Origin of the sequence: Leptospira sanjuanensis (genome assembly GCF_022267325.1) — a bacterium.
GTDB lineage: Bacteria > Spirochaetota > Leptospiria > Leptospirales > Leptospiraceae > Leptospira > Leptospira sanjuanensis.
The window spans coordinates 2,292,487-2,317,562 of record NZ_JAIZBG010000001.1 but is presented as its reverse complement, the minus strand read 5'-3'; the positions used below and the strand labels follow the sequence as shown (position 1 = coordinate 2,317,562).

The following is a 25,076-nucleotide window of genomic DNA, read 5'->3' as shown; positions in this document are numbered from 1 at the left end:
TTTTCACTTTACCGGTGGTGTAAAGTGTTCTTTTGCCGAATACAGCGTCTGCAGCAGGAGGACGGCGATCGTCATCGGGCCCACGCCGCCCGGAACGGGAGTGTAAAAGGAAGAATGGTCTTTCGCTTTTGAAATTTCGATATCGCCCACATTTCCCGGATTGTAACCCGCGTCCAATAGAACCGCTCCTTTGGAAATCCAATCCGCTTTGATGAATTCCGGTTTCCCGACCGCGCCGACGACGATATCCGCTTTGCGGACAATCTCGGGTAGGTTTCGAGTTTTAGAATGACAAAGCGTAACGGTCGCGTTCATCTCGGTGAGAAGCATCGCCATCGGCTTGCCGAGAATCGGAGAACGACCAACTACGACCGCGTTCTTCCCGGCGACCTCGATTCCGTATTCTTTCAGTAAAAGAACCATCCCGTACGGAGTACAAGGAAGATAGGTTTCCACACCCATCGAAAGTTTTCCGAAAGAAAGAGTAGTGACCCCGTCGACGTCCTTATGAAGAGCGATCCGATCAAAGGCGGCTCTTTCGTCGATTTGCGGAGGAGAAGGATGTTGGAGTAGGATTCCGTCCACGCTTTTGTCGGCGTTGAGTTTATCGATGACAGCGAGTAATTCTTCCGTTGTGGTCGTTTCTCCCAAACGAATCATCTCCGAACCCATTCCCACGGAATGACAGGCTTTGACCTTCATCGCAACGTAGGTTTCGGAAGCGGGGTTGTTTCCGACTAGGATCGTGGCGAGTTTTGGAATTCTAAGATTCTTCGCTTTTCGTTCGTCGATTGACGTACGAATTCCATCCCTGATTTTTTCGGAGAGTTTTTTACCATCTAAGAGAACCGGATTCATACTTCTCAGGATTTCGGAACGGGCTTCTCTGTCAGGTAAAAAATATCCTTTCCGAACCAGCCGAAACCGTAAAATGGGTTCATGTCTGAAACACCGATCGTCAGTAATCATGAATTAGAAACATACGTGGATCGTAAGGTAGTCGTCCAAGGTTGGGTTCACGGAATCCGGGGAAGCAACGCAAGACAGTTTATCTCTTTAAGAAACAGCGGAAGAATTCTCCAAGTGCTTGCCGAAAAAGAAATCCTCGGCGAAGAAATCTTTCAAACCGTAAAACATCTCCGTCAGGAAACTTCCGTAGCGGTTACGGGAAAACTCGTGCGAAACGAAAAATCTCCGATCGGTTTCGAACTCGTGATGGATTCGGTTCGGATCGTGGGCGAATCCGAAAATTATCCGATCACTCCGAAGGAACACGGGATCGATTTTTTGATTTCGCAACGCCATCTCTGGTTGCGTTCTTCCAAACAACTTGCGATCCTTCGAGTGAGAGACAATCTTTCGTTTGCGATCCGCAAATACTTTCATGAAAGACAATTTCTTTTGATCGATACTCCGATTCTCACCGGTTCCGTGGGCGAAAGCGCAGGCACTTTGTTTTCCACGTCCTACTTCGATTTGGGAAACGCATATCTCGCACAAACGGGACAGTTGTATTTGGAAACCGCGATCTTTGCGCACAACAAAGTTTTCTGTTACGGACCCACCTTCCGCGCGGAGAAGAGCAAGACCCGCAGGCACCTGACCGAGTTTTGGATGGTGGAAGCGGAAGTGGCGTTTGCGAACCATGCGGATAACTTGAAGTTGCAGGAAGATTTCGTAAAAACGATCATCAAAGAAACCGTTCAAAATTCTTTGCAGGACTTAAAGGTGTTGGAAAGAGATCCGGCTCCGCTCCTTGCATATCTTGAAAAAGATTTTCCGGTGATCGATTATACGAAGGCGCTCGAAATTCTTCAGTCGAAAGGAGAAGACATCGTATGGGGGGACGACATCAATTCTGAAAGAGAACAAATGCTTACGACGGAATTCGGCGGACCCATTTTCATACAGAAATATCCGAGAGAAGCGAAAGCCTTTTATATGAAGGTGAACCCCGAAGATCCGAAAACGGTTTTGAACGCAGACTTAATCGCGCCGGACGGAGTGGGTGAAATTATCGGAGGATCGGAACGGGAAGAAAATTACGAAAACATCGTTCATCGTCTCGAAGAAGAAAAACTTCCCGTGGAATCCTACGATTGGTATCTGGATCTGCGCAAATACGGATCGGTTCCACATTCCGGGTTCGGACTCGGTTCGGAACGAATGATCGCCTGGATCTGCGGACTATCACACGTTCGGGAATGTATTCCTTTCCCTAGGATGATGGAACGACTTTATCCATGAAACGCGTTCCGTAGAGAGCGTTTCGCTGAGTTACCGCGATCTGACTATCAACCTGGATGCCGATCCGTAGAAAGGCATCCACTGCGTTAACCGATTCACTTTTTTTTCAGGAGAAATTCCCCGACCCATCCGATAAGAAAAATAGAGGTATCGTATGGGTCAGAATTTAGCAGTATCCAATCCGTCTTCCATTGAAGAATCCGCTTGGGAATTATTCGAAACGGGTTCTTACGAAGAAGTGATCGAGATCGCAAAGAATAATCCGAATCACGTTTTTTTAAATCATCTAAGTGGAATTGCTGGCTTTGAATCCGGTTCCGATCACGGAATCAATTATTTCTTAAAAGGTTCCTCGGTTCTTTCCCCTCTTTTGGAAGCCTACGTTTTGAAGGAAGCCGGAAAGTTTCGCGAAGCGGCGAAGAAGTTTTACGCCTATTTTAAAACGACATCGGTTCCCGTTTCCTACGCGATCTTACGCACCGGAATTTTAACGAGCGAAGACGCGGTCGATTTCAAAACCGTCCTCGAATTGATTTCTCTTTACAAAGCCCGGTTTTCAAACGATTACTTCTGCAAGGCGGAATTCTTTTCCAACTATCATCTCCGAAACTACAAGGAATCGATTCAAGTATTTGCGGAGAATGCGAAACGTCTTACCGAAGAAAGGGACGTGATGGGTGCGCTCGGACTCGCACTCGTTCATCTCGGAAAATTCGACGAAGCGAAATCCGTGCTCGAAAAAATTCCCGGTTACGAAGAACTTCCGAGTTTTGACGATAAGAAGAAGGAATTTTCCGAAAAGATCGCGAGCATTCCGAAGATGGAAGCGAAACGCAAAAGCCTCACGGTTCCAGAACGGATCGAATTGGGATTCGCGTATTTGTTTTCCGAAAACTTCAAAAAGGCGGAAGAAATCTTCAGCGAATTAGTCGCGGCGCACGGTTAAGAACGGATTCGAGAATAAGATTCCATATAGAAACGTTTTTCTTTTTTGAATTTCACCGAAGGGGCCGAGTTTTATGAAACGAATTGGTTTTATACAAGCACGGTTCTTTTTTTTGATCCCGATCGTTTTCGGAATTTTAATCGTTCTTTTTTGGTTCGGCAAAGAATCGATCGAGGAGCGATCGGAAAAGAATTTCGTTTTTTCTTTTATCCGAGAACATCTGTCCTCCGAAACTCCTTTCATCAATAAAAACCCGAAAAGAACTTCCATACAATGGCCGAAAGATTGTGATTTTTACGCGCATCCTTCGGAGGAGAATTCTCGCGAAGAAAATTTTTCATACCCCGAAAACGAATGTGCGGAAGCCATGGAATCCTTAAAGGATCGTCTTCCAAAAGATTGTGATTACGATTCCATAGGATCGGGGACGGACGGAAAAATCGACTATCATGTATATGCGGAATTCTTAAAGTATTCTCCGATTCGTTTTTATTTTCTTTCCGACAGAAAGTTTTTGGGAGAATTGTTGTGCACTTCGTCCGCTTACAATCGTTATTACGTGTATTTTATCTACGAGGAAAGTGAGTTCCCCGCAAAAACGAAAGTTCTAAAGTTTAAGACGTTTCGTTTTGAGAAAAACGGTGAAATAGTCTCCAGAGAAAGTTTTGAAAGCGACCGTTTGATTCGTTTTTACAAACCGGAAACAAAGGACTTTGTGGCCTTTCACAAATACAGGGGGATGGGAGATTGTGGGGAATACTTTCGTTATACTCTTTCCGAATCGGATCGGCCGGTTTTACAAGAAATGCGGGCCAAGTTGGATTGCGACGGAACGGAAGCTTATTCCGCCGATAAAGTTCCGGTCTCTTGGACAAAATATGAGATTCCGTTCGATTTTTTACAATCTCTGAGGACGTTATAGGCGTTCTGCTGAGTTCGAAAAAACGATCGCCCTCGCCCGAAATGGGTGGCGGAGGCGGGCTTCGTGGGAAAATTTCGGCGTATTCCCAATATCAGAAAATCATACTATTTGCAAGAAGAATTCTTGAACTCGATCGTTGTAGGAACTCCTACATACCCGTCAAAAATCACTTGCAAATTTTGAAATCGCTCTGCTACCGGTCCCTCACTTGTCTTTCAGAATGATCACTTTACAATTCTTCAACGCCGCCTTGGTCTTCGGGGAAGCGAGCAGTTTTCTCGCATCTTCGCCCGCGATCACGGGATTGACGGGATAATGGCCTGTGACGCCTAACGCTGTAACGAAATACGGTTTGGTTCCTGCGATCGGAGAACGAAACGCCTCTTCGGGAGTTTTCATATAACTCACGTAACCGTTTCGCACGACGTTCTCTTTCGGAACGAAGTAGGGCGAATACAAACTGTTTCCTTCCTCGGAAAGAATCTCCGGAAACAGAGCAGTCTCGAGTTTCAAATGTCTCGCATCCACGATCAGAGACGTGAACTCGGCGTGGAGGGTGGGAGCAGGATATTCCGGAAAACTCTCGGTCTCATACGAAAGAAAAACGTAATTTAGAATCCCGCGTTTTCCTTTGAACCGAATGACTCCCTTTGCTACCGTTTGATTTTCGACAAAGTTAACCGTCGTAAAGATCGGTTCGATTTCGTAGATTTGATTGAAGACCTCTCGAAACATAGAGTCTTCTTTGATCTTTTCGCGTAGAGTGAATTCGGCGTCCAATTTGATCGTGTCGATCTTGCGGAAAAGAAATTTCTTGAGTTCCTCTTCGGCTTGTAGAGAAGCTTTCTTTCTCGCCTCGGTGAGATTTCTCGCCGTATTCTCCTTGCCCCAATCCGAATCTTCGACGGAGTAGGTCAACTTCGGAAGTTTAAAGGAAAGAATTTTCTGAATCTCGCCCTTCTTCCAATCGGTGACCGTGTCCGTAAAGTCCCTGCTTTCAAAGGAGAAGGAGGTATGAATCGGAAGGATTAAGGGAAGAAGGATCGGAATAAAACGGGTTAAAAAATTCTTCATCTGCCTACTCAAAAATAGAAAAGCGTCTTCTATCTATTTCGGCAGATTGGCGAATTCTCTGCTTAAATCTTCCCGATTCTGAACGAGTTTCGCGGGAGGAAGGGATTTCAAAAGATCCTTTCCATAGGTTTTTGTGAACATTCTCGGATCCAAAAGCGAAACGATTCCCGTATCGGTTCCGGAACGGATCAAACGGCCGAATCCTTGTTTCAAAACGGTGCAGGCATACGGAAGCTGCAGCTCGACGAACGGATTTCCGCCGGATTCCTTCAGCTTTTCGCTTTTGGTTTCGAGAACGGGATCGTTCGGAACCTGGAACGGAAGTTTAGCGATGACCACTGATCGGAGTTTGTCCCCCCGAATGTCGATTCCTTGCCAAAAGGTCGAAACTCCGAAAAGCACACTGTTCGGAGTTTCCAGATACATTTGTTTAGCCCCGTCCGGTCCGAGATCGGATTGAGAGAATAAGGGAAGATTCGTGTGCGGACGAATCGCCTCATACACTACCTTCAAGGATTTAAAGGAAGTGAAAAGAACGAACGTATTCCCTTGCGTCAACTCGATGAGCCAAAGAATTTGTTTGGCAAGGTCGGCGTGATACCCGTCCGGATCTCCGACGGGATCGCGGATTTCTCTCGGAACATACAAAAGTGCGTTTTTCTGATACGGAAAGGGAGAAGGAACCGTAATGTTCGCAGTGGGAAGATCCCCGATCTTCTTTTTGAAATATTTAAAATCGTTTCCGCTCGTGGAAAGCGTCGCCGACGTAAAAACGACCGATTGCATGCGGGAAGCGAACAAGTCCCGGATGATTTCGTCCGGACTCAAGGGTTCCATGCAAATTTTATAATAGATTTCCTTCGTGTTTTGATCGGGAGGTTCGATCCAATACACGAGGCTTGTATCGTCGAGGAGACGGAACGTTTCCAAACCGACCGCGATCTCTTCCATTCTACCGGCTAACATCTCTAAGACGAGAGCGGATTCCTTTTCGGTGACGTCGTCGCTGTCTTTGGAAAGTTTGGAAAGATGTTTCTGAAGAATTTCCGTAATCTCCGCGAGCACTGCGGCAAACGCGCCCCGGTCCAAACGAAGCGGACGTTTGATTCTCTGCGGGTTATAGAAGTTTAAAGGAACCTCTCCCGAAAGCGCGTTAAAGAAAGAAGTCAGGGCCTCACCGGCTTTCGCGACAAGATCCTTAAGCGCCGTCGAAGAAATAGAAACCGCGATCCCCGTGTTCTTATTCGGAAGCCATATCTGTTGAAGAAGTTTTTGAATTTCCTGAGAACGGATTTCCTGACGAAAAGAGGAACCGATAATGTCCGGAAAGTTATGCGCTTCGTCCAAAATCACCCTGCTGAATTCGGGAAGAATGTTGAAGTCGCTTGCGATATGCGCCGCGAGAAGGTGATGGTTGACGATCAGGATATTGCTTCGTTTCCACTTTTCCCGTTCCAAAAAATAATACGAATGGGAAAAGTTCGGACAGTTTCTTCCAAGACAGTTGTCCGCTTCTCGAGTGATCTTATTCCAAAAATCGTATGAAGCCGTTCCGGTAAATTCCTGTTTTCTTCCGGACTCGGTCGTTCGGATCCATTCGTTGAAAGCGCCTATATGAGGAATCATCTCGGGTCCGAACGTTCCGTCTCGAAGAACGTGATTCATCTTTCGTTTACAGACGTAGTTGGAAGCTCCCATCGCGACTTCGGCTCGGAGATCGGTCCCCAAGATTCGGGAAACCATCGGAATATCCTTTAACAAAAGCTGCTGTTGCAGGGATTTCGTTTCCGTAGAAATGACGACGGGCTCCTCGCGTTCGATCGACGCGAGCGCGGCAGGAATCAAATAGGCCAATGATTTTCCGACCCCGGTTCCCGCTTCCGCGATGAGATGGGTTCCGTTGAACAGGGATTCCTCGATTTTTTGAGAGAGTTGAATCTGCCCCTTTCTGGGTTCGAAATCGTCCCAGATTGCGGAAAGTTTATCAAAGTATGGCGTAGAACGGTTCAATGGTTTCGAGTTTTAAAAAGTTTGAATATGCAAAAAGCGGAAAGCGCCGTCACCAAAAACAGGGAAAGGACCATAATCGACATCCCCTGGCAATTTAGACCCTCCGTTTGCGCTAAGAACATCATTGCGTTTGTCCTCTCTTTTCTTTATATACCAACGCGTAGTGTACGAGAAGCACGATCAGACTGAAAACGATCAATATTCCGAAAAAAACGGATTTCGATATCAAGGCTCGCAACTTTACTGCTTCGGTCATTTCTTGCGTGAAACTTTGTCCTTTTGCAATTCCTTGCGCGATGATCGTATCCGCATTCATTCTGTCGAAATGGCCTGGCAGGTTTTGGAAGAGAAATGCTATAAAGATCACGAGCAAAAACGCGGGAGTTACGTATTGGATCACGAACCAGAAAAATTTCGGAAGTTCGAGATGAGATCCTTCATTTCCGTCTTCCAGACCTTTTTTAGCTCCGACTTTCCAACCGAAAATAAAGATCTGAATGCTCGCCAAGATAAAGATTAGAATCGTGCCGATCCAAAAGTCGGCGAGTTCCAACGCTTGGAAGTTTTCGTTGAAATACAAGATCGGAAAACAAAGACTTCCGGTGAATAAGAATAGGATCAAGGTGGAAGTATGTCTGCGTATACCGAAGGATTCTTCCAAAAAGATGATTCCGGGTTGGAGCATCGTGACGGAGGACGTGATCGCAGCGAGAAAAAGAACGAAGAACCAAATCGCTCCGAAAAATTCTCCGCCGGGCATAAGAGAAAATACGGAAGGAAGCGCGATAAAACCCATACCGAACATCCCGAATTGAGCGATCGATCCGCCTAAAAAAAGATAGGCGACCGGAATCGTAACCATCCCTCCGATTGCGACTTCCACGAATTCGTTTAACGATGCGGCCGACAAAGAGGAAAGCACCACGTCGTTGTCCCGCTTTAGATAACTCGAAAATACGAGAGCGATTCCGAAACCGGCGGAAAGGGTGAAAAAAATCTGACCCGCTGCGGCGATCCAGACTTCCGATTTCAAGAGAGCGGACCAATCCGGGTTCCACATTCTTCCCAAACCGAGGTCGATATCGTCTAACGTTAGAACTCGAACTAAAATCACCGCGGAACAAACGAGCATAAGCGGAACCGCGATTTTGGCGAATGTTTCGATTCCTTTGGATATGCCGCGGTAGACGAGGGCGAAGTTCAATACGAAGCAGGTTATCGTTGCGTAAAAAATTTTACCTGAAATCGCGTTTCCGTTCGCACGCGCTCCCGTGATATCCAGATAATAATTTCCCGCGGCTTGAATGATTTCGGCTTGAGGAACGTTTCCGCTTGTGTTGAATCGGATTTGTCCCGTTAAAAAATCGAAGGAGTAGGCGAGACACCAAGCTTCAATAAAAACGTAATATACGTAGATGAGAATCGGAACGGTTACGCCGATGGCTCCGACGATTCGAAGTGGAAAGCCGGAGAGGAAACTTTTGAAAAGGAAAGGCGCACTGTGACCGGTGCGGCCTCCCATTCTCCCCATAATCCATTCTGTGATGCAGACAGGGATTCCGACCAAAATGAAGCTGATGATGTAGGGGACCATAAAGGCCCCTCCGCCGTTTGCTACGGCTTGTCCGGGGAATCGAATAAAGTTACCGAGACCGATTGCTCCGCTTGCCACGGTGAGAATCAATCCGGTTCTGGATTTCCAGCTTTCTTTGGGGGGTTCCTTGCTCATACTGTCGGTTCTTGCAAAACGTACGCCAAACTCCTCTCTGTCAAAAGAAAAGCGGAACGATCCGCAAAAAACGGGACATAAAATGTAGGAACTCCACCGTTTTTCGAATTCGCAAACAGGATGAAGAAGGAAGTAGGAGTTCACACAGCGATTCAAGTCGTGAAAGCCCGTCCTGTACGGGACTGCTGGAGTTCCTACAGTTCAAGATCAGCTTGAGGAGCAAGAAAACTTTGACAAATGTCAATATGGCAGAAAAAAGAAGATTTTTTGACCGGACGAACGTCTAATTTCTAAATTGGATCGAAATCTTAGAAACGGAAAAGCATCGTATGAAACTCGATAAACTAACGGCAAAACTAAACGAAGCGCTTCACAACGCGCAATCCCTGGCCGAAACGTCGGGGAACCCGGAGATCTCCGAGGAACATATCGTTCGGGAAGTCCTGGATCAATCCGACGGACTTGCTCCTCTATTGCTGGCAAAACTCAATCTGAATGCGAAAACCTTTTTGGGAAGGACCGAAGAAGCACTGGGCAAACTTCCAAAAGTCGCGGGCTCTTCCGCGGAAGTCGGCTTTTCCCGTTCCGCGGTCGCGCTATTGAAGGCTGCGGATGAAATCAGAAAGGAACTCAAGGACGAATATTTATCCACGGATCATATTCTTCTCGGGTTGATGAAAAGCGGCACGGGTCCTCTCAAACAGGAATTCAACCGCTTAGGATTAGAATATTCTAAATTACTAAAAACTACTTTGGAAAATCGGAAAGGAAAAACGATTATGGACGATTCACCGGAAGGAAAAACGGACGCGCTCGCGAAATATGCGAAGAATTTAAACGAACTCGCAAAACAGGGAAAACTCGATCCGGTCATCGGAAGAGACGAGGAAATCCGCAGGACGATTCAGGTTCTTTCTAGAAGAACTAAAAACAATCCGGTTCTTATCGGAGAACCCGGCGTGGGTAAAACCGCGATCGTAGAAGGATTGGCCAATAAAATCGTTCAAGGAGAAGTCCCCGAAGGAATCAAAAATAAAACCTTGTATACGCTGGATCTCGGTTCTATGATCGCCGGGGCAAAATACAGAGGAGAATTTGAAGACCGATTGAAGGCCCTTCTCGACGAGGTAAAATCCAGCGACGGAGAAGTGATTCTTTTCATCGACGAAATTCATACTCTCGTAGGCGCGGGAGCCACCGAAGGTGCATTAGACGCTTCTAATATGCTTAAGCCTATGCTTGCCCGGGGAGAACTCCGTTGTATCGGTGCGACAACTCTGAAGGAATATCAGAAATACATCGAAAAGGACGCGGCCCTCGAACGAAGATTCCAACCCGTGTATGTCAAAGAACCTTCGGTCGAGGAAACGGTTACGATTCTTAGAGGACTCAAAGGTCGTTACGAACTGCATCATGGAATTCGAATATTGGATTCGGCATTGATCGCGGCTGCAACTCTATCGAACCGTTATATCGCGGATCGTTTTCTTCCCGATAAAGCGGTGGATTTGATCGACGAAGCATCTTCCAAGATGAGAATCGAGATCGACTCCATGCCGGAAGAATTGGATCGCTCGAGCAAACGAATTCAATCTTTGAAGATCGAACGGGAAGCCTTGAAAAAGGAACAGGATCCCGCGTCCAAAGAAAGATTGAAGACCTTGGAAAAGGATCTTGCAGAACAGGAACAAACCTTTCAGACATTGAAAGCGAGATGGGACTTGGAAAAATCGAAAATCTCCCGTTTGAAACAAATCAAGGAAGAAATCGAGAAATATAAGAATCTCGAAGCCGAAGCGGAACGGAGAGGGGAAATCAATCGAGTAGCGGAAATTCGATACGGAAAACTCGTCGATCTGCAAAAGGAAATGGAAGCCGCCAACGAAGAGTTGAAAAAGCAGGAAGGAACATCGCGGCTTTTAAAGGAAGAAGTCTCCGAAGAAGACATCGCGAATATAGTCTCTCGTTGGACCGGAATCCCGGTTTCCAAAATGTTGCAAGGAGAACGGGCCAAACTTCTTCTGATGGAAGACGCGTTGAAAACCAAAGTGATCGGACAGGATCACGCTTTGCGCCTCGTGTCCGAGGCGGTTCAAAGATCCCGCGCAGGAATTGCGGACCCGAACCGACCGATTGGAACCTTCTTGTTTTTGGGACCGACCGGAGTGGGAAAAACGGAAACGGCAAAGGCACTCGCCGAATTTCTGTTCGACGACGTGAACGCGATGCATCGGATCGATATGAGCGAATACATGGAAGCGCATTCTGTTGCGAGATTGATCGGAGCCCCTCCGGGTTACGTCGGTTACGACGAAGGCGGACAACTGACCGAAGCAGTTCGGAGAAGACCGTATTCTTTGATTCTTTTCGACGAAATCGAAAAGGCGAATCCGGACGTATTCAATATCTTTCTGCAGATTTTGGATGAAGGAAGGTTGACCGACGGTAAGGGAAGGAACGTGGACTTTAAGAACACTGTGATCATTCTTACTTCCAATATCGGATCGGATATCCTAGGATCCTCCGAATACAATTCGGAGGAAAAGGAAAGATTGGTAGAGCAGCGCTTGAAACAACACTTCAAACCGGAGTTTTTAAATCGGATCGACGAGGTGATTTTGTTTCATTCGATCACGGATTCGGTGATTCACAAGATTGCGGATATCCAGCTCGAAACGCTGCGTCAGAAAGCGAAGGAGAACGGATTGAACGTAACGTTTACGAACGGACTCAAGGATTACGTTGCCAGAGCCGGTTTCGACGCGGAATACGGTGCAAGACCTCTCAAACGTTTGATACAAAGAGAAGTGGGGAACGCCCTGAGCAGAACCATCTTAAACGGAAAATTTTCGGAAGGTCAAAACGTAACCGTGGATTACAAACAAGGAAAGGTGACCGTCGTTTAACAAACGACGGCTCCGTCTACGGATTGGGCGAATAGGGTAAGAATCCTAATCGTCGTTGGCCGCTTGCGCTCCGTACACAAAAAAGGGAAGCTCGGCGCTTCCCTTTCTCTTTAGGAATTTAACCCTTTTTTAATATTCGACTTTTTGAAGGAAAAGTTCTTCTTTTTTCATCTTTAATGCTTTGGACGCCAGCGTTTTAAAATCTTCGGGCGGCTCCAAAAGTCCGAGTTCCACTTTCGAAAGAAAGGGAGTGGATACCTTCAGTTTTTTTGCCATATCGTATTGTTTGATTCCCAACTCTCTGCGTTTTGCCCAGAGTCTGTTGGTAAGGCCTTCCGTAAATTCAGGATAAACATCCTCTACGGCCTGCTCGTTAAACAATTTTTCAAGAGTGGTTTTCAAATATTTTGCACAGGCTTGTTTGAACTTTTCTGTAGGGTCCTGGCTTCCCGTTTCGATCTTCGAAAGATAGCTTGGAGAAACTCCGAGCGCTCTCGCCATATCGTATTGTTTAATGCTTCGTTTTTTACGCAGCATGTAAATGTGGTTTTTCATTCAATTCCCCTCTCATCAACCAGGGTATTTTGAATAAGCGGAAATTCAAGAAAAAATTTCCAACACCCCCTCGATACAAAATTAGGATGTTATGATTAACTAATCCGAAAGGGTTATTGTCGATAAGTCGAACAATAAGCGTAAGTAGTTACTGAAGAAATTGCATTTGGAAATAAATTCTTTCGAATTTGAGAGAAAGAACGAGCAAAAAGCGATTGGTATTTAATGTTTTTTGAATGTATTTCGGAAGGTTCCCCCTAACTACGGTTAGTTTTTCCGAGAAAACGTCGAAAATAGAAAAGAAAAACCTCGGCATTGATCAAATGCCGAGGTTCGATATTTAGATTTGTCCCGCTTTTAAACTTTCGGAAGCGATTTTGAATTCGTTTTCCGACTTCAGTTTTGACAAATAGTCTTGAAAAATGGACTGTTTTCTGGACTCGACTAACTCTTGTTTGATTCTTTCCCTAACTTTGCCGAAATCCTCCGGAACTCTTTCGTTCGGATTGGAGGGGGACGGTTTGGAATACGCGTAGAGTTTGCCCGCTTCGTAGGTGTCTCTGATCTCTTTTTCGGTCACGTTCACTTCGCCGTCGGTCGAACGATTTCGAATTAACATGAACAGAACCGATCTTCCGAGAAGAGGAAGAGTCTTTTTGAATTCCTTCGTATCCTTTAGGGTCTGCACTTCTTTGGATTCGGCGGAGATTCGGATCGGAAGATAAATCTGAGTATAGAAAGAAAGTTGATCGTTCTTTTCTTCTTCCGGAGTCGCTTTGCGTTTTTGAAGGATTGGAGCGATCTTGTTGAATTCAACCAATAGATCTTTGAACGCGAATTTGGCGCCCGCTTTGTCCTCGAAAAGAATCGTGTCCGGTTTCAGGGATTGAATGAACTCGGGAGTCAAATCGGTGATTTTCAATCCGCTCTTTTCTCTCAGTGCGTCCATTTCCTTTTTCCAGGATTCTTTTAGGAAACGGTTTCCGTAGTGTTCCGCGGTTTGATTCGCTCTTTCATTCACGACCAAGTCGGAATAAAATTTGGCCGCGTTCTTTTCGTCTTCGGTGATTCCCTCTTTGGAAACGAATTTAACCGCGAGAGTTTTCAGTTTATCCAATTCGTTTTGGAAGAATTTATCGATCTTCTTAGGATAGATTCTTTCGATTCTTTCCACTCTGAGAATATAATAATTTCCTTGTGCTTCCTTGAGGATGAAATTTCCTTTTTGATCCGCAGCTTCCTTTAAGATCGCCGTAAAAGGATCGTCTCCGCAGTTGATACAATGCGGCTCGAGTCTTCCTCCGATCGCTTTTCTTTGCGCTTCATCCGTGTTTTTGGAAATGAATTCGGCGATTTCTTTGTCGGATTTGATTCCTTGAATTTGCTGAAGGAGGCCGTTCGCTTTTGCCGCCGCATCCGGAGTCGCCTTTACGAACAGAATTCTTCCGAACGCGAATTGAAGCATTCCGGAATTCATCAGTTTTTCGGAGAATTGTTTTCTATAATCGTTGAACAGAACCTGAGGTTCTACGAACGCCATGATTCTCGCGTATTCGTCTTTCGTAACGATATTTGAATTGTTGTTGTTCGCTTCGGCGATTTTTTGAATTCCGAGTTCTTCCACGATTTTGGCCTGAGTCGCGATCGAAGCGTTATTCGCATCGGGTTCGACTCCGCGGAGTTTGTAATACGCCCTGAGTTCCTCGCGGGTAACGGTTCCCGATTTGAAAGAAGCGAGAACGTCCGAATCTCTGCTGCAGCCGATCGCAAACAGTACGAGTAGGAAAAGAATGGTTAGAGATAGAGTCTTTTGTTTCATGGAAGTTGTCTTTGAATCTTAATATTTGTGAATTGTTTTACGGGTTGTCTGAGGTTTGGGATCCGGGATTTCGACGGAGATTTCCCGAGTCAGATTTTTTTCGCGGGAACTGTATAGATTTTTCATCTCGACAGGCGAAGATTTTCCGGAATTTTTCAAGAGTCCCGTCTTACCGGGTTCTTCTTTGATTTTTAGGGAAAGAATCTCGGCCTTTCCAGCTTCCAGGTTTTCCATTTCTTTTTGAATGGAATCCTTTAGAATTCCGGAATAATCCCGATCCGAGGAAATTCTTTCCTGGATTTTGCCCAGTTCGAGTATATCTCGGTCCACTTCTTCAATCTTACGAAAAAGATGGGCTACCTTTACCTTCATCCTTCAATTCCCAACGTTGATCTTTTTCGATTCTACGTCGGTTTGCAAGAATGAAAATAAATGAAAGTAGGAAAAATTCAGAATTCCCTGGGAAGGATGAACGAATAGTGCGCAGAGAACGAAAAACAGGAAGAACAGAGTTCTGAGACCGTTTTCGCCGGAACGAAAATGCAAAAACCCTAAAGCGCAGGTTAAAAGTCCCGCTTTGAGAAGATAGAGAACGCCGATTCCATCCCAAAAATCGAAGGTCCATTGATACCAGATTCGAAATCCGGCGATCAGAAAGAATAAAAGGAGAATTCCTTCCCGAAACAACATCGGGTCCTTGAGGAATCCTTCGGCGAAACGCGGCTTTCGTTCGGAAACTTCCGGTTTAAACGCTACGTCCCGTTTGAGAGCGAGAATTCCACAGCAGTGGATGCAGATCAGATCCAAAAGATCCCCCGGCGTGGAGCCGTCTAATCCGCCGATGGCGAGAAAAAGCACGGTAAGAATGGAAAGAGGCAGTTCAAGCTCCGATGTTTCGGAGTCGGTTGCTTTTTTACGGAAGAATAAGACGGAAAGACTTAAAACGACCGCCCCCGGAGATAGAAAGGAATAGGACCTTAAAATCAAAAATAGAACGGATAAGAAAAGAAAAACCATTTGTCTTACGGATGAAACGCTCATAGACTGTCTTTCCAAGCAGTATGATTCTGAACGAAATCATCATTTCTACGGAAAAAATAGACAACGTTCAAGTTATGAAGCTTCAGGGTTCGATCAACTCATTTACCGAAAAAAAATTCAGAGAACAGCTTTCTTTGTCGATTCGTTCCGGTCCGGTGATTCTGGATTTGGAAGAGGTGAGTTTGATCTCTTCGCGCGGGATTCAGTCTCTGAAGGAGATGAATCAGCTCAGCTTCACTTCGCGTAACAAATTGGTCTTGATCCATCCTACCGATTCGGTTAAGAATGCGATCAAGATGGCGGCGCTCAACGGACTTTTTTTAATCGCTCCGGACGAAGAGTCCGCTTTGAAAATGACGATGAAAAATAATAGGTAGGCAATCGTGACAAATTCGATTCGATTCAATTACGCTCGTAAACTTTGGCATCTTCTCGGGTTGATCGTTCCTGTCTGTTATTATCTGGACGTATTTCAAGGTGCATTCGGACTTTTGAATGCCACTCGCGCCGTCGTTTCGGTCGTTCTGGTTCTTTGTCTCGGAATCATTCTGATTCTGGAATATCTTCGGTTTCGTTTTCCCGGTTTCCAGGAATTCTTTTTGTCCATTGCCGGAATCCTAATGAAGGAAGAGGAGAAAACGAGGCTGAACGGAACCCTTCCGTATTTTCTTTCCTGCACGTTCGTAGTCTTTTTGTTTCCCCCGGAGATTTCCATTCTTTCCATGTTGTTTCTCGTGATCGGTGATCCGACCGCGGCTTGGGTGGGAACGTTTTACGGAAAACGAAGGTTTTCCAACGGTAAGTCCGTGGAAGGGATCGTGGCGTTTATCGTCGCTTGCGCGATCGTAGGATTCGTATTTATGTATCTTTCGGACACGTATGGAAAACAGAATTTTCTGAAAGCGGAAGGATTCGTATTTTATAATAATCTAATTTTCTTGGTTCCTGCGATTTTGATTTCGGCCGTAACCGAGCTTTATTGCGGAACGTATTGGAACGGGCTGATCGACGACAATCTTTTGATTCCGGCCGTTTCTTCGCTTGTTCTGGGTTTTACCGCGTGGCTTGTGTTGGGTGTGGAACCTTCGACGATCTTTTTAAACCCGGCCGAATTGTTTTTGAAAGTATAGAAAAGATCATCTTGTCGTAGGTCCGACGATTTTTCCGTGAAACTTTCAGCCCCACCCTGATTTAGGGTGGTGGGGTGAGGTGGCGGGAAGAAATTTCAGACGAATTTTCCTGTATCAGAAAAAGATACTTTCGTAAACTATAATCTTCGGGCGTAGTTTTGTGGGAACTCCCACAAAACGTTCGACTACTTCTCCGGAGGAAGCACCGTAAAACTCAGATTGATCTTCGTCTTTTCGCTGCCTTCAAACAGGGAAGAATTAAATCGAAATTCCACTTCGGCCGGAAAGATCGTGTTCGTATACGGGAACGAACCGAGACGATTTTCTTTTTTGAGTTTGTCCTTGATCATCGAACCTAAGTACTGGAACGAACCGACCCAATCTTCTCCCATCTCGAAACCTTCCATTCGTTCCACGGTTCCCGAAAGACTCATCGTCGCGTAATACGAATCCTTGATCGCTTTTGATTCGGAAGGAGTCAGCTTTCGATTGAAGCGAACGATAAACCCCGGGGTTTCCCTTGCGTGAAAATAGAGGTAGTTCGCGAACTTCTCCCAAGTATCGGGTTTTCTGTTGTTCGGAATTTCCACTTTGTAGTGATGATTCTTTTCGACCGGTTCGAGACATTCTCCCGTTCGATTGAAATGGTCGCAGAGAGTAATCGTCGTGATTTCGAGCGCGGAAGGGGCACAGGCTCCGATTGTTATCAGTGCGGAAACGAATGCAAAAAATAGAATATTAGTTTTTGTTGATGTTTTGGACATAGGATTCTCTTAGGCTTGTGAAAAAATAAACTGCTTCCGAAGTTTTGAAAAAGGAAGGCGCCGTTTCACGGGCGACCATCTTTTGTTTCTGGTAGTTGTAGATCGTTTCCGCATAAACTCCGTTGAACAGATAGATCCGATGAAAGTCGTCCTGGATGCTCGATAGAACTACGGAATGGTTGCAGAGATATCCGGGAAAGATCCGAACTCCGCTGTCTTTTTCCACCGCGGCGTTTTGGATCGCGAGACATTCCTTTTGAATCGAGGGAAGTTCCTCTCTGTGAATTCTTCGTTTAAACGAAAGAATCTTCGTGTTTCTTCCCGGAAACTGATTCCATAGGTCCGCGTCCGGATCTTGCCAGGTAGGCATCGGATTGCTTTCGTAAAGGGTCGCCGAAAATTTCTTTTCGGTTTTGGCTTTGATGGAATAAAACATCTCCGCGTCTTCGTAAGCGACCACGATAAAAAACGAAGCGCCGGGTGGACGCGTCAATTTTCCCTTTTGAGGCGGATTCTTTTTAGAGGAATTCATCGGGTTAAAAATCAGCTTCCAGGTTTCGCTTTCGAATCGAAATAATCCAGAATTATTTTATTCAACCATCTTCCGTCCGGGATTTCCGGAGTCGGGTCCGTTAGAAAGCCTACGTGCCCGCCTTTCGGGCTGAGAATGGTTTGAATATGCGGCAGTTTATCCCAAGGAATTTTTTCCCAATCGAACGGAGGAACGACCGGATCATCCTCGGAATGAATCACGATTCCGGGATGACGAATCTCGGGTATGAACTGGTTGCTGGAACAATCGCGATAGTATTCTTCCGCGCCCTTGTATCCGAAAAATGGAGCGGTCACTTGATCGTCGAACTCGTAAAAGGTCTTTGTCTGGAACGCGTTCCTTTCCAGTTCCGGAGGAAGCTGAATGACCTTGTTCTTGATCTTTTTGCGGAATTCGGAAACGAATCGATCCCGATAGAATCTTCCTTCGAGCGAATCGATGAATTCGCAACCTTTGAAAAGATCAAGAGGAGGGTTGGTGGACGAAAACGCCTCGACTTTGTGGTTTCTTCGTTCGCCCAAATACTTGAGCACTAAACTTGCGGAAAGAGAAAAACCGGAAAGGAAAATTCGATGCGAAAGTTTTTCCCACACGAAATCGATCACATCCTGAACGTCCTTCGTCTGACCGATGTTATACGTTCCTTTGGAAAAACCCTGACCGCGTCCGCAGTTTCTGAGATTCATCCGAATACATCCGTATCCTTTCAGGAGTGCGGTTTGTGCAAGGCTTACCAAATACGAACTGTCCGAAGTTCCTTCCATCCCGTGAATCATCACGATATAAATTCCGTTCCAGGCCGGACCGGAGGAAGAATAATTTGCGATCGGAGGATTGTGTTCCAGCCAGAGCGCATCCCCCGATCCGTCGGATAGCTGGAGCAGAATATCCTCCACGTAAAATTCGGTTCTGAGCCGGTTTACCGGTGGAAAGAAAGTGCTGTAAACGGTTTGAAGGTGTTTGCCTTTGAGGAAACGTTTCGGTTTGAAAGGGCGGGAGTTCATAAAAGGAAGACTAACGTGAAGTTTAGAGTTCCTTAAAGAATTCGTCCCAGTCTTCCATTTGTTCTCTGTTGATATGTGCCGTTTTTTTTGCGAACTTATGAAGTCTGCGTAAAAAATCGATTCCCCGTTTTACGATCGCAGGATCGTCCGGGTGCATGTCGGAAAGATAAAAATTCACAAACTCGTCCAGTTCGAAGGAGCCGATGTCCTTGATGAGAACTTCTTCCTTGGTCTCTTCTTCTCCTTCTAAAAATAAAAGGGAGGAGAATTCCAGGAAGAGGTTGCTCAGGTTTTGATCCTCTTCCGGATTTCTGCCCTTCGGTTGCGGAGAAACTAAAAATTCTTTTAAGAATTCCTCTAAGGAAATCGTCTTGGACAAGGGAAAACCGCTTAGTTGAATTCGATCTTGGTCGCGAGTTTATCCACGATTCCGTATTTGATCGCTTCTTCCGCGTCCATGTAGTAGTCGCGATCCGTATCTTCTTCCAATTTGGAAACGGGATGTCCGCAAGCGTCCGCGAGAATTTGATTCAACTTCGCTTTCGTCTTGAGAATTTCTTCCGCGTGGATTTTCAGATCGGTCGCGGGAGCGACGATTTGTCCGCCGATGCTCGGTTGGTGAATCATCACTTTTCCGTTCGGCCAAATGGAACGTTCTCCTTTTTTTCCCGCAGCGAGAAGAACCGATCCCATGGATGCGGCCATTCCCATACATACTGTGTGAACCGGAGAAGAAATCATCTTGATCGTATCGAATACGGTCATTCCGGAAGTTACGACACCGCCGGGGCTATTGATATAAAACGTGATCGGTTTACCCGGATCTTTCATTTCCAGGTAGAGAAGTTTTCCGACAAGGTCCTTGGACGATTCGTCGGTTACCGGACCCCAGAGAAAAATCTTTCTGTGGTCGAGGAAATTTTTGGAGATTTTACTTCCTGTGAGTTCTTCGAATACTTCCGTGATTTTTTCCGTTTCTGGCATTCCTGAACCTTTCCTTAGTAGTTGGTAAAGTCCAGTTTCTTCTTCCTCATTTTTATGAAAACTCCAATACAAGTAAAACTAGCGAAGATTGCGTAGAAAATCCGAATAAAATGGATGGGCGGAACCGGAAATTGTTTCCCGGGACGAAACGCGTTGAGCCGGGAAGCCAAGATCGGTTTGAGTTCGCTTGAGTTCGAGATTTCCCGAAATTTTACGATATGAGCGTTTTCACTCAGAAGATAAAAACGGCGCGCTTCCCGTTCAAGAGCGGCTTGATCGTTTTTTAAAATCTTCTGCTTCTCTTCCAACTGTCTATTCTCATAGGCAAGCCTTTCCACGTCCAACTGCAAGGACGCGAGCGTTTCTTCGAGTTGGGATCGCACGACGATTCCGGATTCTCCCAGGACGATGAAGTAAAACAATCCTGCGAGAAAACAAGAGAACCAAAAGACTTTTGTCGAAAGAGAAGTCATAAATTTTACCCGTTTACAGGTTGTAAAAAGTGTCCCTGCCTTTATAAACCGCGGACTTTCCGAGTTCTTCTTCGATACGGAGAAGCTCGTTGTATTTCGCGATTCGATCCGTTCTGGAAAGCGAACCCGTTTTGATCTGACCCGCGTTCGTCGCAACCGCGATATGAGAGATCGTAACGTCTTCGGTTTCTCCGCTTCGATGGCTCACGACGTTCGTGTACTTCGCTTTTTTCGCCATTTCGATGGAAGCGAGAGTTTCCGAAAGCGAACCGATCTGATTTACTTTGATCAAAATCGAATTTCCGACTCCGGAAGCAATTCCTTGGGAGAGTTTCTCGATGTTCGTCACAAAAAGATCGTCTCCTACCAGCTGAACTTTCTTACCGATCTTATCGGAAAGAAGTTTCCAACCTTCCCAATCGTTTTCATCCAAGCCGTCCTCGATGGTGATGATCGGATACTTGGAAACCAAGTTCGCATAATAATCCACGAGCTCCGCGCTGGAGAATTCCTTATTATTTTCGGCACCGAGTACGTATTTCTTTTTGCTTTTGTCGTAAAACTCGGAAGAAGCCGCGTCGAGTCCCAATAAAACGTCTTTTTCGGGCTTGTATCCGGCTTTTTCGATCGCTTGGAGAATGACTTCGATCGCTTCCACGTTGCTGGTTAGGTCCGGGGCAAATCCGCCTTCGTCGCCGACCGCGGTGTTTAAATTCTTACTTTTAAGAACCGCTTTCAAAGAATGGAATACTTCCGCTCCCATGCGGAGTCCTTCCCGGAAACTTTTCGCTCCCACGGGAAGAATCATAAATTCCTGAAAGTCCACGTTGTTGTCCGCGTGCGCCCCGCCGTTGATGATGTTCATCATCGGAACCGGAAGTTCACGGGCAAAGTTCCCGCCGATATAACGGTAAAGCGGAAGTTTGGAATGGGCCGCTGCCGCTCTGGCAACCGCGAGGGAAGTTCCGAGAATGGCATTGGCTCCGAGTTTTCCCTTGTTCTTCGTTCCGTCCGCGTCGAGCATGAGTTGGTCGATTCGATTTTGATCGAGTCCGTCTTCCCCCTTAAGTACTTCCTGAATTTTTATATTTACGTGTTCGACCGCTTTGAGAACGCCTTTTCCCAGATAACGGTGTTTGTCCCCGTCTCTGAGTTCCACAGCTTCGTATTCGCCGGTTGATGCGCCGGAAGGAACCGCGGCTCTACCAAAAGAACCGTCTGCAAGAGTTACATCCACCTCAACGGTCGGATTTCCACGGGAATCGATAATTTCCCGAGCGTGAATTTTCTGAATTTGAGAGTTATGAGACATTTTATTTCCTGAGATTCTATCTATGGTTTCCGTCTTAGAATCGCGGTTCGCGATTTCGATCGGAGTCAGGGTTATTAAACGGTCCGTATCTAAGAAATCAAGCGGGAAACGAAAAAATGGATTGCTCGCGATTTGTTGCTCGGTTTCCATTTTCTTTTCTTCGTGGATTTTTGAGTGATGTTTGTTGTGTTCGCTCTTCTTTACTTTCGCGAAGAATTAAAATAAATCTCAATCTTGCTCCCTACGGGTCGCAAGATGGGGATTGCAAGATAAGGATCGCTCTCTTTTTCGACGTTGTTGGAAGTAACTTACAAAACTCAATCTTGCTCCCTACGGGTCGCAAGATTGGTCACAAGATAAGGATCGGTCTCTTTTCCAACGTTGTTGGAAGCAACTCACGACGCTCCGCTGTTCGTTGGCTATCTCACTCTCTAAGGATCGCTCGATATATGAAACTTTCCGAAAAACACGCTCTTGTATTTCATATTCTATTTTTTGCACTTAGTATTCCCATCTTGTTCTTTCCCGGAAGCGTTTCCAGCGGTTGGAGAATGTTCGCGCTTGTTTTGGGCTACAACGTGGGAATCCTTTTGTTCGCGAGAATCTGGGCGCACGAACGTTGGACCGATCTTTGGTTATTTCTTTTTCCTTTGAGTTGTCTTCAGATTTTTCCGGATTGGTTTTTATCCCAGGTTCTCGGAGTCGTCGAATTTCCCGCGGATGGGTTTGCGAAAATCGGAACGGTTTCCGGTTATATGGCGGGGCTTTGGGTGATTCCGTTGTTCGTATCTACATTCGTTTCCGTTCGATTTCGCAAACGTTTTCCCGATGCACCGGCACTTCAAAGTTATCTGTTAGGCGGTTTGATCGCTTTCGTTGTCTTTTTAGTTTCGGAAGAAGTTTCGTATTTGATTCCGGTTTGGTTTGCGAAGAACGTTTGGATGGTCGATCACGTGGCGGTTTACGTTTTGGCGCCGGAATTCATTCTTGCGGTCTTCGCTTGTTATGCATATCACGTTTGCGCGTATTCTTCCTTACCCGAAAAAATCCTTTGGGCGTTTTTGACGATGTTCGTCTATCTAGGGGCTTTGGGATTTTTCTTTCTTTTATTCGAAGGGAGCACGAAGCTCGTTCCGGCCGGCGTTTGAGGAAGAACGGCGCGGGACTCCAACAAGGGATTTTTTCGGATGAATCCGTGGGAACTCCTGCGGCTCGTAAAAATGCAGCGCACTTGTGGGATCTCCAACCCGTTCCGATCTTAGGGCGTATGAGTTCCCACAAAACTTCGGTTTCGCTATAGGACGGTACTTTGGTTTTCGTGGTAGTTCCCACAAAATCGCTTTTATCACGGTGGATTTGTAAGAGTTCCAACATTTCTCCTTCCGTGGTAGTTCCCACAGATTTTCCCGATCACGGTAAATTCTTCTTAAAAAAGAATAAAAACCGATTCTCCCTCTAAAAACCGCGTAAGTATTTTGCTTTTCAGGGGAACCCTCCGTCGAAAATCATCGGATTGTACCCTCATGACTGATAAACAGAAATTCATCCGTAACTTTTCCATCATCGCGCATATCGACCACGGTAAGTCCACCTTGGCGGACAGACTTTTGGAGATCGGTCAAGTTACGAACGATCGAACCAAAAAAGATCAGATTTTGGATTCGATGGATATCGAGCGGGAGAGAGGGATCACGATCAAGGCCAACAACGCTACCTTTGATTATCTCGCCGACGACGGCAATACATACATCATGAATCTTCTGGATACTCCGGGGCACGTGGATTTCACATACGAAGTTTCACGTTCTCTCAAAGCCTGCGAGGGAGTTCTTCTGATTGTAGACGCGAGTCAAGGCGTGGAAGCCCAGACTTTGGCGAACCTTTATCTTGCCATGGAGCAGGATCTGGAAATTCTTCCGGTGATGAACAAGATCGATCTTCCTGCGGCGGATGTTGAAAAAACCAAGGTTCAAATCGAAGAGAGTTTGGGGCTCGACTCGGAAAAAGCCGTCGCGATTTCCGCAAAGACCGGTCTGAATGTGAAGGCGGTTTTAGAAGCGATCACAAAAGAAATTCCGGCTCCGAAAGGAGATCCAAACGGACCTCTCAAAGCTCTCGTTTATGATTCTTACTTTGATCCGTATATGGGAGTCGTGATTAAGATCCGCGTGTTTGACGGTTCGATCAAAAAGGGCGACCGGATTTTGATGATGAGCACGGGCAAAGACTTCACGGTAAACGAGGTCGGAATCAACAGAATCACCTTAACTCCGAAAGAAAGTTTGGGCGCGGGGGAAGTGGGATATATCATCGCCGGAATCAAAAAAGTTTCCGATGCAAAGACGGGTGATACCGTTACGTTATTTTCCAATCCGACGAAAGAATCCATTCCCGGTTATAAGGAAGCGAAGCCGATGGTATTCGCGGGATTGTTTCCGATCAACGGAGAACAATTCGACGAACTCGTGGACGCGATCGAAAAACTCAAGTTAAACGATGCGGCTCTCGTGTTTGAAAAAGAAAGTTCCGTCGCGCTCGGATTCGGCTTTCGCGTCGGCTACCTCGGACTTTTACACATGGAGATCGTGCAAGAACGATTGGAACGGGAATTCAATCTCGATCTCATCACGACCGCCCCTTCGGTAAAATACATCATTCGAAGCAAAAACGGAGAAGTGGAGGAGATCGACAACCCTTCCCGCTTTCCCGACCCGATCACGATCGAATCCACGGAAGAGCCGTATGTGAAAGCGACCGTCATCACCCCGAACGAATACGTGGGGAACATCATGGCTCTCGCGATGGATAAACGGGGGATTCAGTTGGATACGGTGTATCTGACACAGGATAAGGTTCAGCTTACGTACGAACTTCCTCTTGCCGAACTTATTTTCGAATTTTATGATAAGCTAAAGTCTTTTACGCGCGGCTACGCATCTCTCGACTACGAACCCTCCGGTTATAAGACGTCACAACTCGTGAAGATGGACATCCTCGTGAACGGAGAACCCGTCGACGCCCTTTCTATGATCGTTCACAGAACGAAGGCGGAACAAAGAGGAAGGGAAATTATCGAAAAACTGAAGGATCTGATTCCGAGACATCAGTTTATGATTCCGATCCAAGCGGCCGTGGGAGGAAAGATTCTCGCCCGAGAAAGCATTTCCGCGCTCCGTAAAAACGTAACAGCGAAGTGTTACGGTGGGGACATCACTCGTAAAAAGAAACTCTTAGAGAAACAGAAAGAAGGGAAAAAGCGGATGAAGCAGATCGGGAACGTGGAAATCCCGCAAGAAGCCTTTTTGGCGGTTTTGAAAACGGGGAACTGAGCGGATCCTTATTTATGTTCGAATTTGATATAAACTTTAATAGCCAAGATAAGATCTTACACTCCGTTCCTGTTTACGACGAAAATTGTAAGTTGTCGAGCCGGTCTTCTGCAAGGATTTGATTGTCGGGACATTCGGTCTTCGAGATAACTTTTGTTTGATTTCGAAAGTTTTGTGGGAACTCATACGGAAATTCCTAGAAAGGGCTGATCGCCGCTCCTTTTTCTGTGTGGGAACTCCCACGGTTCTTAAAACGAAGGCCTTGTCCTTCCGATTTT

General features: G+C 46.0%; 23 protein-coding genes. 8 read left to right on the top strand and 15 right to left on the bottom strand.

All coding sequences use genetic code 11. The annotated features are described in order from the left end of the window. Window positions 1-3 precede the first annotated feature (3 nt). The gene (folD, locus tag LFX25_RS10495; protein ID WP_238730192.1) at window positions 4-858 is read right to left on the bottom strand and encodes a bifunctional methylenetetrahydrofolate dehydrogenase/methenyltetrahydrofolate cyclohydrolase FolD; all 855 of its coding nucleotides are present in this window, start codon (window positions 856-858) and stop codon (window positions 4-6) included. A gap of 81 nt (window positions 859-939) precedes the next feature. Here folD and asnS point away from each other — a divergent pair, with 81 nt between their 5' ends. The 3 genes from asnS to LFX25_RS10480 all read left to right on the top strand — a co-directional run bounded on the left by asnS (window position 940) and on the right by LFX25_RS10480 (window position 4,115). Continuing rightward, entirely contained in the window at window positions 940-2,247 is a 1,308-nt protein-coding gene (gene asnS, locus LFX25_RS10490; RefSeq protein WP_238730191.1) for an asparagine--tRNA ligase, read from the top strand. Window positions 2,248-2,401: 154 nt separating this feature from the next. Then, a complete protein-coding gene (locus LFX25_RS10485) occupies window positions 2,402-3,193 on the top strand; it encodes a tetratricopeptide repeat protein (protein WP_238730190.1) in 792 nt (263 codons plus the stop codon). 73 nt (window positions 3,194-3,266) lie between these two features. After that, entirely contained in the window at window positions 3,267-4,115 is an 849-nt protein-coding gene (locus LFX25_RS10480; RefSeq protein WP_238730189.1) for a DUF1176 domain-containing protein, read from the top strand. 204 nt (window positions 4,116-4,319) lie between these two features. On the opposite strand, the gene LFX25_RS10475 is transcribed toward LFX25_RS10480, so the two are convergent. From LFX25_RS10475 to LFX25_RS10465, 3 genes are all read right to left on the bottom strand, one after another. Then, window positions 4,320-5,189, bottom strand: coding sequence for a hypothetical protein (locus LFX25_RS10475; RefSeq protein WP_238730188.1), 870 nt, complete (start codon window positions 5,187-5,189; stop codon window positions 4,320-4,322). Between the two features lie 33 nt (window positions 5,190-5,222). Further along, window positions 5,223-7,199 (bottom strand): ATP-dependent DNA helicase, encoded by a 1,977-nt coding sequence (locus LFX25_RS10470; protein WP_238730187.1) that lies wholly within the window; start codon window positions 7,197-7,199, stop codon window positions 5,223-5,225. Window positions 7,200-7,320: 121 nt separating this feature from the next. Then, on the bottom strand, window positions 7,321-8,928 hold the full coding sequence (locus tag LFX25_RS10465; protein ID WP_238730186.1) for a sodium-dependent transporter: 1,608 nt from the start codon (window positions 8,926-8,928) through the stop codon (window positions 7,321-7,323). A 329-nt stretch (window positions 8,929-9,257) separates the two neighbouring features. On the opposite strand from LFX25_RS10465, the gene clpB reads away from it, so the two are divergent. Next, window positions 9,258-11,834, top strand: coding sequence for an ATP-dependent chaperone ClpB (clpB, locus tag LFX25_RS10460; RefSeq protein ID WP_238730185.1), 2,577 nt, complete (start codon window positions 9,258-9,260; stop codon window positions 11,832-11,834). Between the two features lie 129 nt (window positions 11,835-11,963). On the opposite strand, the gene LFX25_RS10455 is transcribed toward clpB, so the two are convergent. From LFX25_RS10455 to LFX25_RS10440, 4 genes are all read right to left on the bottom strand, one after another. Next, on the bottom strand, window positions 11,964-12,371 hold the full coding sequence (locus LFX25_RS10455) for a helix-turn-helix domain-containing protein (protein WP_118956062.1): 408 nt from the start codon (window positions 12,369-12,371) through the stop codon (window positions 11,964-11,966). Window positions 12,372-12,729: 358 nt separating this feature from the next. Beyond that, window positions 12,730-14,208: an LIC12015 family putative lipoprotein gene (locus tag LFX25_RS10450; RefSeq protein WP_238730184.1), complete on the bottom strand. Its 1,479-nt coding sequence runs from the start codon at window positions 14,206-14,208 to the stop codon at window positions 12,730-12,732. Window positions 14,209-14,226: 18 nt separating this feature from the next. After that, entirely contained in the window at window positions 14,227-14,580 is a 354-nt protein-coding gene (locus tag LFX25_RS10445; protein WP_238730183.1) for a hypothetical protein, read from the bottom strand. Between the two features lie 3 nt (window positions 14,581-14,583). Beyond that, window positions 14,584-15,225, bottom strand: a complete 642-nt coding sequence (locus tag LFX25_RS10440; RefSeq protein WP_238731569.1) for a hypothetical protein — start codon at window positions 15,223-15,225, stop codon at window positions 14,584-14,586. Window positions 15,226-15,269: 44 nt separating this feature from the next. Between LFX25_RS10440 and LFX25_RS10435 the strand changes: the two genes are divergently transcribed. Together LFX25_RS10435 and LFX25_RS10430 are read left to right on the top strand one after the other, a co-directional pair. Next, a complete protein-coding gene (locus tag LFX25_RS10435; RefSeq protein WP_118955809.1) occupies window positions 15,270-15,626 on the top strand; it encodes an STAS domain-containing protein in 357 nt (118 codons plus the stop codon). A gap of 6 nt (window positions 15,627-15,632) precedes the next feature. Next, complete coding sequence (locus LFX25_RS10430) at window positions 15,633-16,379, top strand: diacylglycerol/polyprenol kinase family protein (RefSeq protein ID WP_238730182.1); 747 nt, start codon at window positions 15,633-15,635, stop codon at window positions 16,377-16,379. Window positions 16,380-16,564: 185 nt separating this feature from the next. Here the strand turns inward: LFX25_RS10430 and lcpA are convergent, their stop codons facing one another. The 7 genes from lcpA to eno are packed head-to-tail and all read right to left on the bottom strand — an operon-like array spanning window position 16,565 to window position 21,469. Next, window positions 16,565-17,143 (bottom strand): complement regulator-acquiring protein LcpA, encoded by a 579-nt coding sequence (gene lcpA / locus LFX25_RS10425; RefSeq protein WP_238730181.1) that lies wholly within the window; start codon window positions 17,141-17,143, stop codon window positions 16,565-16,567. Beyond that, complete coding sequence (locus LFX25_RS10420) at window positions 17,118-17,675, bottom strand: DUF4416 family protein (RefSeq protein ID WP_238730180.1); 558 nt, start codon at window positions 17,673-17,675, stop codon at window positions 17,118-17,120. Before LFX25_RS10420 ends, lcpA begins: the two co-directional genes overlap by 26 nt. Before the next feature lie 11 nt (window positions 17,676-17,686). Continuing rightward, entirely contained in the window at window positions 17,687-18,700 is a 1,014-nt protein-coding gene (locus tag LFX25_RS10415; protein WP_238730179.1) for a YheT family hydrolase, read from the bottom strand. 22 nt (window positions 18,701-18,722) lie between these two features. Then, window positions 18,723-19,079 (bottom strand): hypothetical protein, encoded by a 357-nt coding sequence (locus tag LFX25_RS10410; protein WP_238730178.1) that lies wholly within the window; start codon window positions 19,077-19,079, stop codon window positions 18,723-18,725. Between the two features lie 11 nt (window positions 19,080-19,090). Continuing rightward, the gene (locus LFX25_RS10405) at window positions 19,091-19,684 is read right to left on the bottom strand and encodes an ATP-dependent Clp protease proteolytic subunit (RefSeq protein ID WP_238730177.1); all 594 of its coding nucleotides are present in this window, start codon (window positions 19,682-19,684) and stop codon (window positions 19,091-19,093) included. A gap of 14 nt (window positions 19,685-19,698) precedes the next feature. Beyond that, window positions 19,699-20,157 carry a septum formation initiator family protein gene (locus LFX25_RS10400; RefSeq protein ID WP_118955802.1) on the bottom strand — a complete coding sequence of 153 codons (459 nt, stop codon included), beginning with the start codon at window positions 20,155-20,157 and terminating at the stop codon, window positions 19,699-19,701. Between the two features lie 13 nt (window positions 20,158-20,170). Further along, on the bottom strand, window positions 20,171-21,469 hold the full coding sequence (gene eno / locus LFX25_RS10395; RefSeq protein WP_135595747.1) for a phosphopyruvate hydratase: 1,299 nt from the start codon (window positions 21,467-21,469) through the stop codon (window positions 20,171-20,173). Window positions 21,470-21,918: 449 nt separating this feature from the next. Between eno and LFX25_RS10390 the strand changes: the two genes are divergently transcribed. Next, entirely contained in the window at window positions 21,919-22,617 is a 699-nt protein-coding gene (locus tag LFX25_RS10390) for a DUF6989 domain-containing protein (RefSeq protein WP_238730176.1), read from the top strand. 375 nt (window positions 22,618-22,992) lie between these two features. Beyond that, window positions 22,993-24,798 carry a translation elongation factor 4 gene (gene lepA, locus LFX25_RS10385; RefSeq protein ID WP_238730175.1) on the top strand — a complete coding sequence of 602 codons (1,806 nt, stop codon included), beginning with the start codon at window positions 22,993-22,995 and terminating at the stop codon, window positions 24,796-24,798. Window positions 24,799-25,076 lie beyond the last annotated feature (278 nt).